At 59.7% G+C, this 14,693-nt stretch carries 12 protein-coding genes; 1 reads left to right on the top strand and 11 read right to left on the bottom strand.

Annotated elements, in window-relative coordinates:
• Nucleotides 1-659 precede the first annotated feature (659 nt).
• The 9 genes from ATN38_RS00850 to ATN38_RS00815 form a co-directional block, all read right to left on the bottom strand.
• A complete protein-coding gene (locus ATN38_RS00850) occupies nt 660-1,235 on the bottom strand; it encodes a hypothetical protein (protein ID WP_003942445.1) in 576 nt (191 codons plus the stop codon).
• The gene (locus ATN38_RS32465; protein ID WP_256931494.1) at nt 1,232-1,366 is read right to left on the bottom strand and encodes a hypothetical protein; all 135 of its coding nucleotides are present in this window, start codon (nt 1,364-1,366) and stop codon (nt 1,232-1,234) included. Before ATN38_RS32465 ends, ATN38_RS00850 begins: the two co-directional genes overlap by 4 nt.
• Before the next feature lie 21 nt (nt 1,367-1,387).
• Nucleotides 1,388-1,972, bottom strand: coding sequence for a hypothetical protein (locus tag ATN38_RS00845; protein WP_245219860.1), 585 nt, complete (start codon nt 1,970-1,972; stop codon nt 1,388-1,390).
• A gap of 54 nt (nt 1,973-2,026) precedes the next feature.
• On the bottom strand, nt 2,027-2,758 hold the full coding sequence (locus ATN38_RS00840; protein ID WP_003942446.1) for a hypothetical protein: 732 nt from the start codon (nt 2,756-2,758) through the stop codon (nt 2,027-2,029).
• Entirely contained in the window at nt 2,758-8,070 is a 5,313-nt protein-coding gene (locus ATN38_RS00835; protein ID WP_037130209.1) for a telomere-binding protein, read from the bottom strand. The genes ATN38_RS00840 and ATN38_RS00835 overlap by 1 nt, the downstream gene beginning before the upstream one ends.
• 198 nt (nt 8,071-8,268) lie before the next feature.
• Nucleotides 8,269-8,544, bottom strand: a complete 276-nt coding sequence (locus tag ATN38_RS00830; RefSeq protein WP_037130212.1) for a hypothetical protein — start codon at nt 8,542-8,544, stop codon at nt 8,269-8,271.
• Nucleotides 8,545-9,081: 537 nt separating this feature from the next.
• Nucleotides 9,082-9,822 (bottom strand): hypothetical protein, encoded by a 741-nt coding sequence (locus tag ATN38_RS00825; RefSeq protein WP_037130214.1) that lies wholly within the window; start codon nt 9,820-9,822, stop codon nt 9,082-9,084.
• Nucleotides 9,819-10,784, bottom strand: coding sequence for a ParA family protein (locus tag ATN38_RS00820; RefSeq protein WP_003942441.1), 966 nt, complete (start codon nt 10,782-10,784; stop codon nt 9,819-9,821). The genes ATN38_RS00825 and ATN38_RS00820 overlap by 4 nt, the downstream gene beginning before the upstream one ends.
• 696 nt (nt 10,785-11,480) lie before the next feature.
• Nucleotides 11,481-12,155 carry a hypothetical protein gene (locus tag ATN38_RS00815; RefSeq protein ID WP_003942436.1) on the bottom strand — a complete coding sequence of 225 codons (675 nt, stop codon included), beginning with the start codon at nt 12,153-12,155 and terminating at the stop codon, nt 11,481-11,483.
• Between the two features lie 834 nt (nt 12,156-12,989).
• Between ATN38_RS00815 and ATN38_RS00810 the strand changes: the two genes are divergently transcribed.
• Nucleotides 12,990-13,277 (top strand): hypothetical protein, encoded by a 288-nt coding sequence (locus tag ATN38_RS00810; RefSeq protein ID WP_003942447.1) that lies wholly within the window; start codon nt 12,990-12,992, stop codon nt 13,275-13,277.
• 261 nt (nt 13,278-13,538) lie between these two features.
• Here the strand turns inward: ATN38_RS00810 and ATN38_RS32460 are convergent, their stop codons facing one another.
• Entirely contained in the window at nt 13,539-14,060 is a 522-nt protein-coding gene (locus tag ATN38_RS32460; RefSeq protein ID WP_232508943.1) for a hypothetical protein, read from the bottom strand.
• A 77-nt stretch (nt 14,061-14,137) separates the two neighbouring features.
• The coding region (locus tag ATN38_RS00800; protein WP_218747419.1) for a hypothetical protein at nt 14,138-14,693 on the bottom strand (556 nt) is incomplete at its 5' end.

Below are 14,693 nucleotides of genomic sequence, written 5' to 3'. Positions count from 1 at the left end.
TGCAATCCCGGTCAATTGCCGTGACACTCATATAAGTCGGAATGTTCACTACAATTACCACCGACCGCATTCAGCACGCGGAGGACGACCGCCCGCCGCTTACCGCCGGCACCGCGTCACCAACGTCCGTTCCTCCTACACCTAGTTTCAGTGATGAGGACGTGCGAGGTTCCGCGGCAGCTGCATTGGCGGCTGTTCGACCTGACGCGATCTCGGATGAGGAACTGTGGGACCTTATGCGCGGCAACGTATACCAGCGTGCAGCGGCAGTCGAAGTAGTGTCAGGAAAGAAATCTGCGAACAGATTTGACGTCCTTGTTGCGATGTCGCGGGACACGGACCCGTGGGTGCGCGCAGTGATAGCGCGTCAGATAGCCCGTGAAAAGCCAGTCGATGGCGACATAGACCGCGCAAATCTGCTGCGTCGGCTGTTGGCAAACGAAGGAACCCTGGTTGCGCGGATGGTGGCGAGCACGATCAATTCGTCGCCACCTGATGATGGCACTGACAAAGTGGTTGGCATGCTCCGCGGAAACTTCTCTGCGGGAGTGCGACGAGCAATCGCTGCGTACGACGCAAAACGGAATCCTGAGTGATTTCACCAGCAATTTAGCGAAAGTGGTCGAGGGATCGAGTTTCTTCAGACTGATGGGGCTCCGTCACTCTCGATATTGAGAGCGACGGAGCCGCGGTGCGGACGTTCCTAGATCCCCAGTTTTGATGTGATCTAGTGTCGCCCAGAGGGTTTCATTGTCACCATCGCGGCGGTGCTGATCGATGGCTGAGATCAGCTTGTCGATCACGATCCTTGCGGCCGGATTGAACGATGCCGCAGCGGCGCCGGCCCAAGCCAGTGGTTCGTCGGCGCGGTTGAGAATGCGGTCCAACGCACCTTCGCATCGGTCGAAGAATTTCCCGGTCCGTTTGGACTGGTTGGCATCCTGATCATCTGCTGCGAGCGCAGACTCGGCCAGGTCGAGAAACCCATTGATGATAGAGGTGGCACGGTTTCGTAGAACTGGGTCGAAACCCAAGGTCGCCCAGAAACTGTTCCACCGCACCCGATATCCGCGTTCGGAGTCGAGCGGTACGAGGTGATCGCGGATCAACCGGCCGAGCGCTTCGTCATCGAGGTCGCGCAAGTGCCCCGCCAGGAGCGCCGGCTTCGACGCCGTCGGCAGGGGTTGTGGATCTTTGACGCGTTGCCAAGGCTGTGGGCCTACGGATTCGATCACGACGGAAGGCTCTCCGCCGGCCACGACACATCAGTCGCGCCGGCCGGCGACGCCCCTGCCTGGTCATCGATCAAGAACTCGGACAGCACAGCGCTGACGCGAGCTTCGATTGCACTGTTGGTGGGATTCATGTTCATGTCCTTATCTGCCGTTCATTTCAGTTCTCTCGCCACAGCTAACACCGAGAGGTCGACAGCCGGCGCGTCATCGGACCAGACCTGCGTTCGGCCCTGAGCCAGGATTTGAGGTCGGGGGTGAACACGCCATGGCTCCACTTCCTGTATGACCTCGTGGGCCAGCACGACACCATGGAAACGAGTAGGCAGCGTCGTGAGGTCAACGATCGAGCCTCTACGGCGGAACTCCTTCATCGACCGCGCTGAACCGTTACTAATGACAACCTGCCTCCACGGCTTGCCCGCGAGGTCCACGATCGCAACCACGTGCGAATCGAGCCATCCACGATCACGCCACGCTGGCAGAACTCCTCGACCTTTTGGTAATGCGATCGAAGTTATGGCGTCGCGGGCGTAATCGGCTTGTTGCTGGCTGCGCAGCTCCGAATCCGGCGCCGGCAGACGCAACTGCGCCAACCGAGGAGAAGGGATCGCCGCAAGCTGGCGGTTGGTGCCAGAAAGCCACCGTCGCACGGTGCGCGTTGAAACCCCGCAAGCCTCGGCGACGACCGCGACGTCCACTCCCCCGCGCTCGGTCTCGCCATAACAGGTCCGGAGCATCATTTCGAGTCGCTTGCGTGTCCACCGCGGCCCTCGCCGAGAAGTCATCGCCGCTTACCGTTCCACGTCGAAGCTATTGATTTGGTAGAACTCCCAGCCGCCGACATAGTCTTGGGCTCGGCTGTTCATCCAATTGATCATTCCCTTGTCGCCCCCATTTTCGTAGGCGCTCCACATGGATTCAACCTGGTCGGGTGTCAGGGCCAAGGTGATCATTCGGTCCCGCGCATACTCCCGGGTGCCGGGCCCCTGTACCGCGTCGATCTTGATCTTCCCGCCGAAGTTCGACAGTGCTTTTCCTCGTGCGCTGCTGCGTACGCTCGACATCGCTTCTTTACGTGAGGTTCGAGTGGACGCGGACTGTTTCGCTTTGCGGGCCAATGCATTCAAGGTTTCGGTGCGTGGCTTCGCAATTCGCTGTCGGCCCTCGGGAGCCAGCCAACGCTCGACTGTTCGTTTGGAGACACCCAAATCACGTGCCGCTGCAGCGGTGTTGATTTCGCTGCGCTTTCCCGGTCCGTAAGCGGCCAGCAGCTGAGCCTTCAGGTTCGACGCATTTGGCTGTCCGGAAATGTCGGCCCCTTGCCGGCCGGTCAACTTCCCGAAGAACTCCCCCTGAAGTTTTCCTCGTTCCCCCCGCAAGACTTCCCGGATGGCAGTCTGAGTGACACGAAGCTCTTTGGCTGCTCGCGAGATATTGATTCGGCCGGCCACGACAGACCCGAAGTCGGAAAGACTGTCTGCGATGCGCGAATACGACGCCCTACTGAGTGGGTTGCGTGCCATCAGGAATCACTCCCCTCCGCACTAGCTGCCCACTCGTTCGGAGCAATCAGCTCCGACTTCCCCCGATAACCTTTGCCGTCCAAATACTGCAGGTGGTCGGACAACAGCGCCGATCCTTCCGGCTTGTAGTTCCCGAACCCCCGCCCGAACTGCTTCTGATCTCCAGGCCACGCCAATTGTGGATCGCGCTCGTCGGAGACGTACAGGACGGTGTCCTTGGTGACCGCTACAGGCCACACTCCGCTGTCCTCGCCGATCTTCGCGATCCTATACATGATGTTCGCGCGAGATTTAGCGACAATATGGTGGTGCCGCTCGGGCGAGTAACCGGGTCGCCCGGCCAAATGCATGTCGGAATTGAGCATGCCAATGGTGTGCGTGTAAATCACTTTGTTCTGCTCACGCGCCAACAGTGCATCGGTGTCACCCTCGATATCCAAGGCGGTTCGCGCATCGCGAATGCGTTCGTACCACGGCACCAGAACGCGCCCGTGATCTCGCCAGACGAATGCTTCCAAGATCTCCGGCTCGTAACCGAGTTGGGCAGCGCGTTCGAGAGTCGGAGTGGTCACCCACTTCGGTTCGGAGACAGACAGCCCCATCGGATTCAAGGGATTCGGGTAACGCCAGTCCGCTGCGTCGGGGATTTCGATCAGCCAGTATCCCGGAAGCTTGCGATCGAACACCATCCCATCCGGGTGATGCTCTGGCTCCCCGATCGGCAATTCGAGACCAGCAATACCGGCAGCATAGGAACCGCCGCGATCGAAGGCATGAACGTAGCGGCATTTCGCCTCTGAATCGGAAAGGGTTCGCGACCAATCGATATCGGCTTCAAAGATCTGGAACTTCTTCGCAAAATCCGAGTCGGACGGCGCGAAGATCCGCTTCCATTCCTTGGGGCGCGCGGCGATCATCAAGTCGATCCCGGTCGATGCAGGACTCACAGCCCACGGGAATCGGAGCGCCCCGGCCAACAACGCAAGCCGCCTTGCCAACGTGGCTGCGGTAGGAGAGTCACCAAGTACAGGCATCTCTTTCGGATCCTGACTCATCCCGGAAATCAGAGCTACCCACACGCCACGTGCCTCGCCTCGCCACACACGAGTCCACGTCCCTAGCCGGTCCCCCGGCTGCCCGCCAAGCTGCCATCCCTGAGCCAGCGCATCGGTCACAAATGCAGATTCAGCCGACAGCTCCTTGAGTCGATCATTCCTGTTGCGTTTCCCCAACGAACTGGTGTCAATACCAACTTTCTGCGCCATCGCATCGGTGATCCAGATCTGACCAGGCACAGACCACGTGTCAGACGTCCACGTCCCGAGATTCAGCGTCGTGACCAACTCGGCGACATCTCCGACATGCGCGATCGGAGTAGCCAGCTCGTGGCGAGTGCCGTCCGGCAGCCATACACCGTCGACATCGAGTACTGCAGCCGGCGCAGTGAACGCGGCCGCCTTCTCCTTGCCGGCCGTCTTCACTACCTTCGGGCGAGTCTCAGGGCCCTTCGGTGCCAGCGCTACCAGCGGTGAAGGTTCGGTAGCAGGTTCGATTTCTTCCTGATTTTCGGCTGTGCCAGCTGCAATCGCCCGAGAAGCAGCGGTGCTCTGCCACCAGCACGGGAGGTGCATCACGAGTCCGTCGATCTCCCAGCCAGCTTCGTCGCCATGGCAGAGAGCGCAGGTAGATGTAGGTGAGATCTGGAACCCGTCTGCGGAGAATCCCTCTGCATCGGTTTCAATCGCCATTTCAGGCTCCTTGTCAGTGACAGAGCTGGTTAGACCCTTTTTTTCGTTGGACGGGATTGGCGAAGATACTGCGAACCCGGTAATGGACGAATTCGCTCGCGCTTCATCTGGCGAATCGTGAAGGTCCCGTCCATCGATGTCTGTAGGAAGGTCGGCAGGCTTGCTATCCGGTACCGGACCGTGGGGATCGTCAGATCCCGTTCTCACCTCAAAATCGTCCGAACATTCGCCGAACAACTTGTGCAGGCGTAGTGCGACCATTCGTTGACGACGGTTCTCGCACTTGATCATTCGCTGCACGGTGTAGCGGGGCATCCGGCCCTTCCGCTCTTCCGCGATCAGCACACCTTCGTCGTATAGTGCGCGCAGTGCAGTGCCCCGATCAATTTGCAAGGAATCGGTCAACATCTGCCCGGCGGATTTGAGGACCTGCTCAAGGGCCAGCAAATCAATGAGAATCTGCGGTTCCCCATCGCAGGGCCGTGGGTTGGCGACGACATAACCCAGACGGATTCCTCGACCCTCCTCTCTCCACCGAGCGGTGCCATCAGATGTTTCCCCGACAACGCTGCGCCGCCAGCCAAGTCGCTTGGCCAACGACCAGTCACTTGGCGCCTCACCAGTTTCGACGTCGTCGACGTATGCTTGCCCATTCCTCAATGCGTGTATCAAAAGCTCACGTACCCGGGCGCCCGGTCGCATCGGGAGGTCAGGATCGACCGCCGCGGACGCGGCATCGGTTAGACCGACAGCTACGAGGTCTCCCATATGTGCGACTTCGTTTTCCGTCAACGCGCCCAATTCGACAAGGAAGCGTGACATGGCATGCCAGCCGGCCCACAATGAGCCCAAAGCGTCGGCTTGACGTACGCTTTCGCCGCCCTTTCTCAGCTGATTGGCGTACTGTTCGCCTGCTGCAAAAGCGGCGGAACGAACTTCATCCAAGCGGGGGCACAGCCACTGCAAATAAGTGGCCATTACCAGGGCACGTCCGTGGCGGGATTCAGGGCCATCCAATTCTTTCAGAACATTCAGATCGATCTCTGACGCCTGGAGAGGGATGACGAGCATTCTTTGAGCTGCTGACCCTGGCCTCGGCATGATCTCCGACGTAATCAGGGCAGAAGCGCGGGGTGGTGTCCCGTCAAGGATTCCGAGACCGTCCCGGGTGCTCCGTGACCGCTCTTCACCATTGTGAACCAGACGAGCGAACTCTTCGAGAGCTTTCTGGGCGGTGGCGAAGTCACGCGTGGGAGCGACGTCATCGGCCCAATAAAGGGCATCTTTAGAAGCATTCAATTTGATGCGCAGTGCATTCAACGTGTCACCGTTACCTGACATCGATGAAGCAGGACGTCGACGGTCCCATTTCTCGCCCCAGTGATGCATCGCCAACGAGGCAAGCGAGGTTTTGTAGCTCCCTGGAGACCCGACAAGTGCCATCACCCACGGGTTTGGGCCTAGCGCGGACCTGAATACATGCCCGAGTAGTGCTGCCGAGACCCGGGTAGGCGTGCGTTCGAGCATCGATGCCGAGTCGCAAAGAAACGCGGCCCGGATCCGCGCAGGATCCGAACTGGGCGCAGGTAAGTCGAACATTCTCAATGGGCCGGTCAACAGCACAGGTGCTACCCGTCCGCCGTTCTCGTCGATAGCACCGCCGGCGTGTACGAAGAAATATTTTCCTTGCGCGTCCCGTCGCCATCCGGTGGATCGATACCGTACAACGCGTCGAATCTCGCGTCCGCCAGCTCCTTTGAGTGCATCACGAAGCTTTGCAACGCCGCTTGGACGGCTGTCGTAAGCAGGAGGGCCTGGCAGTGTTTCCACCCACGCGCAGTCCCGATACTCCTTTGCCGGGATCCGGACCCGCAGAAACTCACGGCTGTCCGGATGCGTGTATCCGATGATCACCGCAGTCAGCTCTTGCGGCGAGGCAGGGTTAATTTCACTCTGACCGGCCATCGCTTCGCGGCCCATCAAATCAGGCTCGTCGACGTCCACCCCATCGTCGGTGACTTCGAGATATTCCATCTCGACGATGCGAGCATCGATATCCAGCACCAACTTTGCCTGCTGATCGCCGTCTTTCCTGGTGACGATCTCGACGAGGTTCCCTTCGATGATTCGATAGACAGGGGCGATGAAATTGGTTCCGCGGATGCCATTGCGAACCACGACCGATGTCGCAGACGGACCGTTCGCCGCGGTGGCCTCGTCCGCGTTAGCTTCAGTGACTGGCGCGGGTTCGAGCTCCGGATCCTGCAGCAGCGGAGGGATCGCGACGCCGGCGACCTCATGAGCAGCTCGCGCCGCCACCCGAGACGCATTCCAAGCAATCGTCGCGGACTCGACGGCTTCGCCAGCCCACTCGGTCCCCTCCTCGGCTGCCTGCTGAACGACTTTGTCCACGAGCTCGCTCAGATGCTCAAAACGGCGCTCAGCCTCCAAAGCCCAGCGCTGAGCGCGCACCAACTCTTCATCGGACTCGACCTGCGTGTCAGCTAGATCGATACGCGCTACAGCCTCAGCGAGCGCGACCTCGACAAGGGCCTGCTTTTCGACCACGTCAGCAGCGAAGCTATGTGCTGCGACTTCTCCAGGACGGACCGGAGTAAACCCACCCCATTCGTCCTCGTCCGACCACAGCCCAGCCTCGACGTGGTCGGTGAAATCAGACTTCGGGGTGACTATCGCAGGGAGCAACAACTGAACCTGTGCGCCAACTCCACCTAGCAATGACGCAAGTTCTATGCCGCGCTTCCATCCAGCGCCATCTCTATCGAGGACGACGCGGACCTCTGCACCCTCGAAGAGCTCAGCGGAGGTAACTGGAAAGCTCAGCCCACCCTGCGCATTGGTGGTCGCGACCAACCCCAATATCTCAGCGGTCTCGACGTCCTTCTCGCCTTCGAGCAACCAGACCGGTGACCGCTCAGACAGGGCGGACAAGAGGGCGGGAAGCTGATAAAGGACAGAATCAAAACCGTCGGGCTTGCGCTTGAGACGGGTGCCGTTGGCACTGACAAACAACTGCCGGAACTGCTTGTGACGTGCGCCGTCACAGGAACTGCATTCCTCGCGGATGACTTCTTGGACGACGGTGCCGTCCGCCGACACGTATGGGTAGACCCTGACTCGAACCCAACTGTGCTCAATCTTGGGGTCTGGTGCAGCTACGGCGATTCGAGCCGGCAACCGCCCGCCTTTAGGACGTCGTCGACCCGCACTCCGTTGTTGAGCCGAACGGCCGACCCGAGTGAGTGCATCGCGCTCGGGAAGAGGTTCGTCGAACAGCTCGACCATGGTCAGGCCAAGGCCTTCGGCAATTTCCAAAGCAGAGGCGTTGCAGCCGTGGCAATGCAAAAGCACCATGCCGCCGCGGTGACCGTTGACCCAGCTCACTGACAAGGACGCATGTCGGTCCGCGTGGACAGGGCATAAGGCCATCAACTCGTGAGGGCCTCGGTGTTGGACCCCACCACTGGACTCGACCGCGATGCGTACGCGGTCGAACGACGACATAGGACCCGTCGCTGCGCCGCTCGATGCAGCCGCCGTCATGCGATTGCCTCAGCGACACTCGTCGCCAAGGATGGCGAGTGTGCTCGGAATTTGGTTAGAATGGCCATAAGTCCTCTGGACTTGAGTAAGTGAAGTTCGGAAAGTGACCTCGCAAGTCGCTTCCCGGGACTGAAATCGAATCGAAGAACCCCCTCCGGCCGGCAAAGCAGTGGGGGTTTTTCGCTGTCTAGGGCCAACTCATGCTGGAACCGAAAGTTCGCCGTCGGTCGCTTCGCGAGCAGCCTGGGTTCGATCAACTGCATAGCGGGCGTCGTGGATGCGGAGTCGCTCCGGATCCAACTTCTTGAGGATGTAATCAGGAATGTCGAGGTTCGAGGCGCGCGCCATGACGAGCACCCAGTAGTCCCCGAGATCGATCCCGAGTTCGTCTGCCCGACGTTCGTAGACCTTGGCCTGGTTGAGGGGTGCGCGCACGGAGAGGCACCGGCGCGCGCCTTTACTTGGTCGTCCCATGGGATGAGCGTAAATCGATTCTGATTCAGAAACGGTGATGCTGGTTGTGTCAGCGTGTCGTGCCCGGCGCTGCTCATGTCTGAAATCCCCTCAACCCTCGCAATGAATGCCTCTGATTAGAGGAAGATCCGCGTGCCCCGCGCCGTGTGACAGATGGGGTCAACAAATCTTCGTGCGCATCATGTCGCGAGACCTGGACGGGCCGAGTCGAAGCGGAGTCAGGTTAGCGAGGCATGCACTTTCCCACTACTACGTGTGACCTATCTGCGAAGTTGGTGGGGAGTGGGGGGAGTGGAAAGAAACAGCAGTTCAGGCGGCAAAAACCGCTCCCCACGTAGGTGGGGAGCGGGGTGGGGAGTGGGGTGGGGAGCGGCTTCAAAGACACGAATCGGCCGTTTGCGCTCGCCCGGATCTACGATCTGTTTTTAGGCTACGAAGGCAGGCGATTCGATGCCACCTTCGACTGCCGTTCATGTGGGCCTGGAAGCAGAGACGACCTCCGAGGCTTACTTTTTGCTCCTCGAAGGTCGTCCCCCACTATCGTGCGGGCGACCGCAGGTGCAACGACAAGACGCCCGCGAGCAATCGGCTGCGCGATTTGGAACCGACGACCTTCACTTGCTCGTCAAGCCAGTCACGTTGAGCGGTGGTGAAGCGGAACCAGGTCTCGACGGGTCCTTTGACCGTGAACGGCTCTTGATGGACTGGAATCCCTGAGGACGATCTGCCCGCGACGGGTTGAAAGAGGGCTCGCAGTCGCTCGATGCCTACTGCGTCGAATGCCTCGATGGCAACATCGGCGTGATCGCATCGCCGTTCGGCTGCACGATTCACCAAGGCGTCGCGAGTGGTGCGATCCAGGTAGGCCGTGACAGTCACCTTCGAGGTATCTGCAGCCGGCGGATTTCCTTCTTCCAGAATCTGGGCTGGGGGCGCTTCGGTGACTGCGGGTGGAGACTCGACGACAACAGGAGGCGCGTGGGGTGGTGCGACTGGAACGGTGACAGCTTCGGGTTCCATCGGCTGCACCCGCACTGGAGATTCAGGCGCCGAGACGGCGGGTTGAGGGGCGTCGGTGACTCGTTTGGGAGTCGGCGGGTGAGGAGCTGTGGAGTCGATCTGGGGTTGAGCCGTGTCCGGTGTCTGTGGGCTCGTAGTGCGGCGAGGCTGCAGCCCGCCGGCCGGGGGCAAGAGACCAGCGAGTCCCTCTGCTCGGTTGGGCTTCGGGGCGAAAGACTTGGCAATGCTCTTGCGGTTGCGGACCCTATTTTCACTCATGCCGAAGCCCTCTCAGCGGTGATGGTCGACATCCGTACGAGGATCTCGCGGGTGAGGTTCGAGTAGTCCTCGGCCAGGCCAGAGGCGTTTCGCGAGAGCATCAGATCCTTTGGTTTCGTGCCTTTCCTCAGCGCTGCGATCCGTGATGCGGTTTCCCCGGCCGATCGTTCCTCGAGCTCATGCACCAGAAGTCCTTGGCGTCGCGCGTCGAAGGCGGTGGTTTCCATCGTGCGGATCCGAGATTCGAAAGTCGGGGCCGAATCGCCGATCATCTCCTCGACTGCTTCCCGAATCGTTGCGTCAAGTTTGGTTGCGCGTGAGCTGACGCCGAAGAGGCAGATCCCGCCGAGTTGGAGCTGGGGGTTCACGGCAGGAAGGTTTCGTTCCGGATCTCCGTCTCGTGCTGCCGAGAACTGGCCGGCGATCGTTTCCATGCCGTCGAGGCTGGCATCATCTGCGCGGATTGGAATGACCACAGCGTGGACTACTTCCATCACTGCTTCGATGATCGTGAGATCCGTCGGAGGGGTATCGAAGATAATGACGTCGTAGTCTGCGGCCACTTGCAGCAACATGGCCAGTAGAAGCTGTCCTAGTCGTTTGCCTCCCTGGCGTTGCTGCCTGGACACCATGACTGCGGCAAGGTCGAACATTGCCGGGCCGCCTGGAACGATGTCGAGATTCTCGCGACCACCGACGTTCTGGATGATCGGCGGTGCCGACCCGCTCAAGAGGGCTGAGAACAAGGGCACGCCGTCCTCCTTCACAAACCCTAGGTCGCGGCACAAGTTGGCCTGGGGGTCGAAGTCAAGCAAGAGAACCCGGTAGCCGCCGGCAGCGAGTAAGCCTCCGGTGTTCGCGCAGAGTGAGGTCTTGCCCACTCCCCCTTTGCCGTTGAAGAATCCGAAGCAGGCAGGCAGTTGCTGATGAGTGGGTGTCGTTGGAACGGCATCTACAGACATGGTGGTTCTCCCAATGGACGTTGGTTTCTGACGAGTGGTCTGTAAGGAAAGTTAGCAGGGGTCCTGGACAACTCGCGGTATGCCACGCGTGTGGGGCCGTATGTGTTCAGGCATGTGGGTCGGCAAGCGGCGCCGCGTGTAATGCCGCGTGTTTGCATGCCGATGTAATCGCAGGTGAACACGTATGTGAACACGTATGTGAACACGTATGTAAACACGCGTGAGTCGCTGCAGGGAATCACGCGTGAAGAAATGCGGATAATGATGCGTGAACACACGCGGATGAAATGGCGTGTAAAGAAACGTGGTCTTCTGCGTGTTGGACTGCCTGGGGTGATACGGGAGATGAAACGTGGTTCTATGCGTGAGACTCCGCATGATCAGGTGCGGAGTGCACAGCGGTTTGATGTGCGGGTGTACATCCGTGATGTTTTGCGTGACCGCTCGCAGGATGATGTGCGTGCAGAAGGATGGGCTTGCGTGCGGGGTGGTACTAAGGGTTCTCGTACGGCATGTGGTGCGGGTCTACATGCTGTGCCACAGGCGGAATCAGTTGCCAATTGGCGTACGGATCCGCCTGCTTGTAGGCGAGGGTGACCGGGTGCGTGATCAGAATTCTAGAGCCCCGGACTCACTACTCACTCTGCGTGATTCAACATGGCTTGCTTTGCGTGAAGGTGTGCGTGAAATAGCCGTTTAGCTGTACTGATGTGGGGTTCGTCGTGGATCGCCGATGGCGCCACGCTGTGCACGCTGTGCCTTGATGCGATGTCCGAGGCCGGCGACGGTGCGGACATCTGCGGCCTGAGCGATGGCGTCAGCCCGGCGAAATCCGTCGAGTTCGACGGCTAGATCGACCAAAGTGTCTTCGAGGATGTCCTCGGCAGCCGCATATAGGTCCCAGAGCTGCTTGAGCTCCCACGCGCGGATCAGGGGATTAGAGAAATAGAGCCCGTCGACGATCTTTTGCACCCGGGCTACCTGGGGATTTGTGCGTTCGTGCGCCTGCGACCAGATCGAAAAGTGGGAACTCGCCGAGCAGGTGACCACAGTCGTGTCCAGTTCGCGAGCAACTGCGGACCAGGATGTGGTCGTTTCGAGGCCTCTGCGCGCATGTCTGGCGGCCTCGCCGAATGCCCGTTGGCACACTGTGGCGTATGCGGCGGCTGAACGTCGCGCTTGGCTTAGTTCGCGCAGTTCAGACAGGGTGGTGAAGCTTTGGCGTCCGCGAGTGAACTCGGTCGCAGCCAACAGGGCGTCGCTGCTCGTCCATTGAAATCGAGACTGCCTGTATTGGTCGCGGTGCCAGCGGAGATCGTCGATCCATGCCGAGTTGAGCTTGAGGCCCATCTCGCTGCCAGGAACGGTCATAGAACAATGATGACACCACACCGGTGGTGTGTCATCAGTAGTACTAGTTGCGTCCCGACAAATCATGCTTATCGCCTTGTTTGGAACTTGAAGGCATTCCAACGGTCGCATGCCAGTCATACCGACATACCAGCCAAGCGGCTTCGCAAACATTGCCACTCACTTTCAAAGGCGTCCCAGAAGCGTCCCAATGTCGCATAATGTGCCAGTCGAATTGGATTTGATGTGAGGTTGGGACGCTTGTTGGACGCCATGCATATGGTCGTGTGATGGAATCGAGCTTGCCACTTCCGCATATGTAGGCAATTAGGCGCTTACGTCTTGGTCGTATCGAAATGATCCGATAGGTTTCTCTAACGGCTGTGGATATGACTTGGGTGCAAGATTCGCGGGTCTTGGGTGAGGTGTCTCGTCGCACCCGAGCTGTCCAGGGAGGGCTGTATAACTCTCAGCAAGATCACTTTAGGTTTTGAGCGAGCGTGTCTCGTTCCCTGTTCAGTATCGGAGATTGACGTGAGTAGCACGCATAACCAAGGCCCGTCTCAGTCGGCTGGCGGGCACCGACCACTCGCCGGGACCTTCCGTTCGGCCGCGGCCCGATCGGTCGAGAGCATCGCTTCCGCGTACATCGAGGGTGACAACGACGAAATTGAACAAGGGTCGGAAGTACCCGCGCATGTGGATCGCCCCGCCGAGACTGAACCTGCTGGAAGCCAACAAGATCGGGAGTCAATCGACCGTTCCTCTGACCTGGATGGGGGAGGGAAGTCGTCAAGTGTTCGGGTGCCGGCAAGGTGCCATGCGAAGCTCGAGGAGATGCGGGCGAGCACGGGGATGACGAACGGTCAGATTTTCATCGTCGCGATCGAGGAGACTCATGATCGACTGCCGGAACTGCTCTACCCTGGCGGTCGAATCGGTGGGGGATTATTCGCAGCCCGCGGCATTCGCGCCAAAACGTCACGTGACGATAGTGAGACGCAGGTAACTTACCGACTATTTCATGCCGACTTCGACGTGATTGACCACCTTGTGGCGGAACTGGGCGCAAAATCCCGCTCGCATCTGATCGCGGCGGCGCTGACCGGATATTTCTTCAAAGACGACGAGCCCGCAATATGACGAGGGGAGCGACGAGGGCGCCTTCAGCGCTTCTTGTTTGCGAGTACCCAAAGGAAAAGAACAAGCACGGGGGAGAAGGCGACAGGGACGGCGAGTACCCAATGCGTCACTGTCCCTGTCTCCACCTCCCTGTTGATCCAAGTCAGTAGAAGGGCTGCGACGAGCCACAGGAACGCGACGTGGCGCCAGCGCAACCGCCGCAAGAACAGGTTCAGTCCCACAGGCAGTTTCAGTCTCGACATTCGGTTTGGCATAGCTGGCTCAATTCAGTTGGATATCGACCATGCGGAGTCGGTCGCTGGCAGAAAAGTAGGCAAGCGCGTCAAAGCACGCTGCCGCCGCTTCAGCCATTTGGACGGCCCTTCCGCGCGCCCGTACAGAAACACCCCATAGATTGCAGGTCTGTTCAGTGGTGGGCATATGGGTAGGTGGGATTCCCAATGCGCCGGCTGTCAGCTGCCGTGTATCAGAGTTCTGGTGCCATTTTGGGAACAGATCCAGTTGTGAGAACAGGTGCCTGAGTAGCCCTGTGTGTTCCTCCGGATGGAAGCCGCCCGCGATATGTCCCTCAATGCTGCGGGCCAGCGTTGCGAGCGGGAGGGCCGCCGCGTCGTCGACCAAGGCGCCTCCACTGGCCAGCGAGATCTCCCACGATCGCCCGCTGCCTGTGTCTATTGCCGCAATTTCCCGTACCGGGCGCTCGCCGTTGTCGGTCGCTGCGGTATTGACGTGAACAACAAACAGATCGCGACCGCTGTTGCCGAACGGTGAAGGAGTTGCCATGGCGTGGAGGGTAGCTGCCAGCATGGACTGGATTGCGATCCTTGCCGATGCGGCATTGTCGATCTGAAGTGTCGAAATCAGTTGTTCTGTGTAGGGGACCGACGATCAGGATAATCGGCGAGGACTGCGGTGGTGAACGCCTGATACTGGGACTCCGCGAAGTCGGCGAAAAGAGTAGCGACCGTCCCGTCGTATGGCTTGCCCTCGATCGTGATTGTTGTTTTCGGCGGGCCCTCGCCAATAGTGGTGTGTCTCTCCAGCGCTCGATGAGTGACCTGGTCCCGCACCAGTTTGAGGAGTCTGAACTTGTTATCGCCCATTAAGGCCTGGCGCCACCGTTCCTGGCCTTCGTGGAGCTGCACACCGTTCTTCCTGATCGCCTCCCTCAGGTGTTCCAGGTCAGACTCGCCATGGGGATCGAACCGCCCTGCTCGTCGCAGTCGATACGCAGCAGCTGCGCAAAGATCGAGGCAAGTCAGGGCCGTGCGCGAGGCAAAATCGATCGGGGCTAGACGGTATGAGGGTCGGCCCGTTTCGGGCCGGGGACTCGCTTGCAAGTTGCCGTGGGTTGCCGAGTAGGCGAAGCCTGGATCGGTAGTGCCTACATTTGCAGGAGGCCCCGGTGATGTATCA

The organism is Rhodococcus sp. FH8 (genome assembly GCF_019266085.1).
Lineage (GTDB): Bacteria > Actinomycetota > Actinomycetes > Mycobacteriales > Mycobacteriaceae > Rhodococcus_F > Rhodococcus_F qingshengii.
Note: the sequence above shows the minus strand (reverse complement) of the source record. Positions and strands in the feature narration are given on the sequence as shown.

Excerpts from the sequence above, each read along its gene's own strand:
- ATN38_RS32465 (WP_256931494.1), bottom strand. The coding sequence starts at position 1,366 with ATGAATCCCACCAACAGTGCAATCGAAGCTCGCGTCAGCGCTGTGCTG.
- ATN38_RS00845 (WP_245219860.1), bottom strand. The coding sequence starts at position 1,972 with ATGCTCCGGACCTGTTATGGCGAGACCGAGCGCGGGGGAGTGGACGTC.
- ATN38_RS00840 (WP_003942446.1), bottom strand. The coding sequence starts at position 2,758 with ATGGCACGCAACCCACTCAGTAGGGCGTCGTATTCGCGCATCGCAGAC.
- ATN38_RS00835 (WP_037130209.1), bottom strand. The coding sequence starts at position 8,070 with ATGACGGCGGCTGCATCGAGCGGCGCAGCGACGGGTCCTATGTCGTCG.
- ATN38_RS00830 (WP_037130212.1), bottom strand. The coding sequence starts at position 8,544 with ATGGGACGACCAAGTAAAGGCGCGCGCCGGTGCCTCTCCGTGCGCGCA.
- ATN38_RS00825 (WP_037130214.1), bottom strand. The coding sequence starts at position 9,822 with ATGAGTGAAAATAGGGTCCGCAACCGCAAGAGCATTGCCAAGTCTTTC.
- ATN38_RS00820 (WP_003942441.1), bottom strand. The coding sequence starts at position 10,784 with ATGTCTGTAGATGCCGTTCCAACGACACCCACTCATCAGCAACTGCCT.
- ATN38_RS00815 (WP_003942436.1), bottom strand. The coding sequence starts at position 12,155 with ATGACCGTTCCTGGCAGCGAGATGGGCCTCAAGCTCAACTCGGCATGG.
- ATN38_RS00810 (WP_003942447.1), top strand. The coding sequence starts at position 12,990 with ATGACGAACGGTCAGATTTTCATCGTCGCGATCGAGGAGACTCATGAT.
- ATN38_RS32460 (WP_232508943.1), bottom strand. The coding sequence starts at position 14,060 with ATGGCAACTCCTTCACCGTTCGGCAACAGCGGTCGCGATCTGTTTGTT.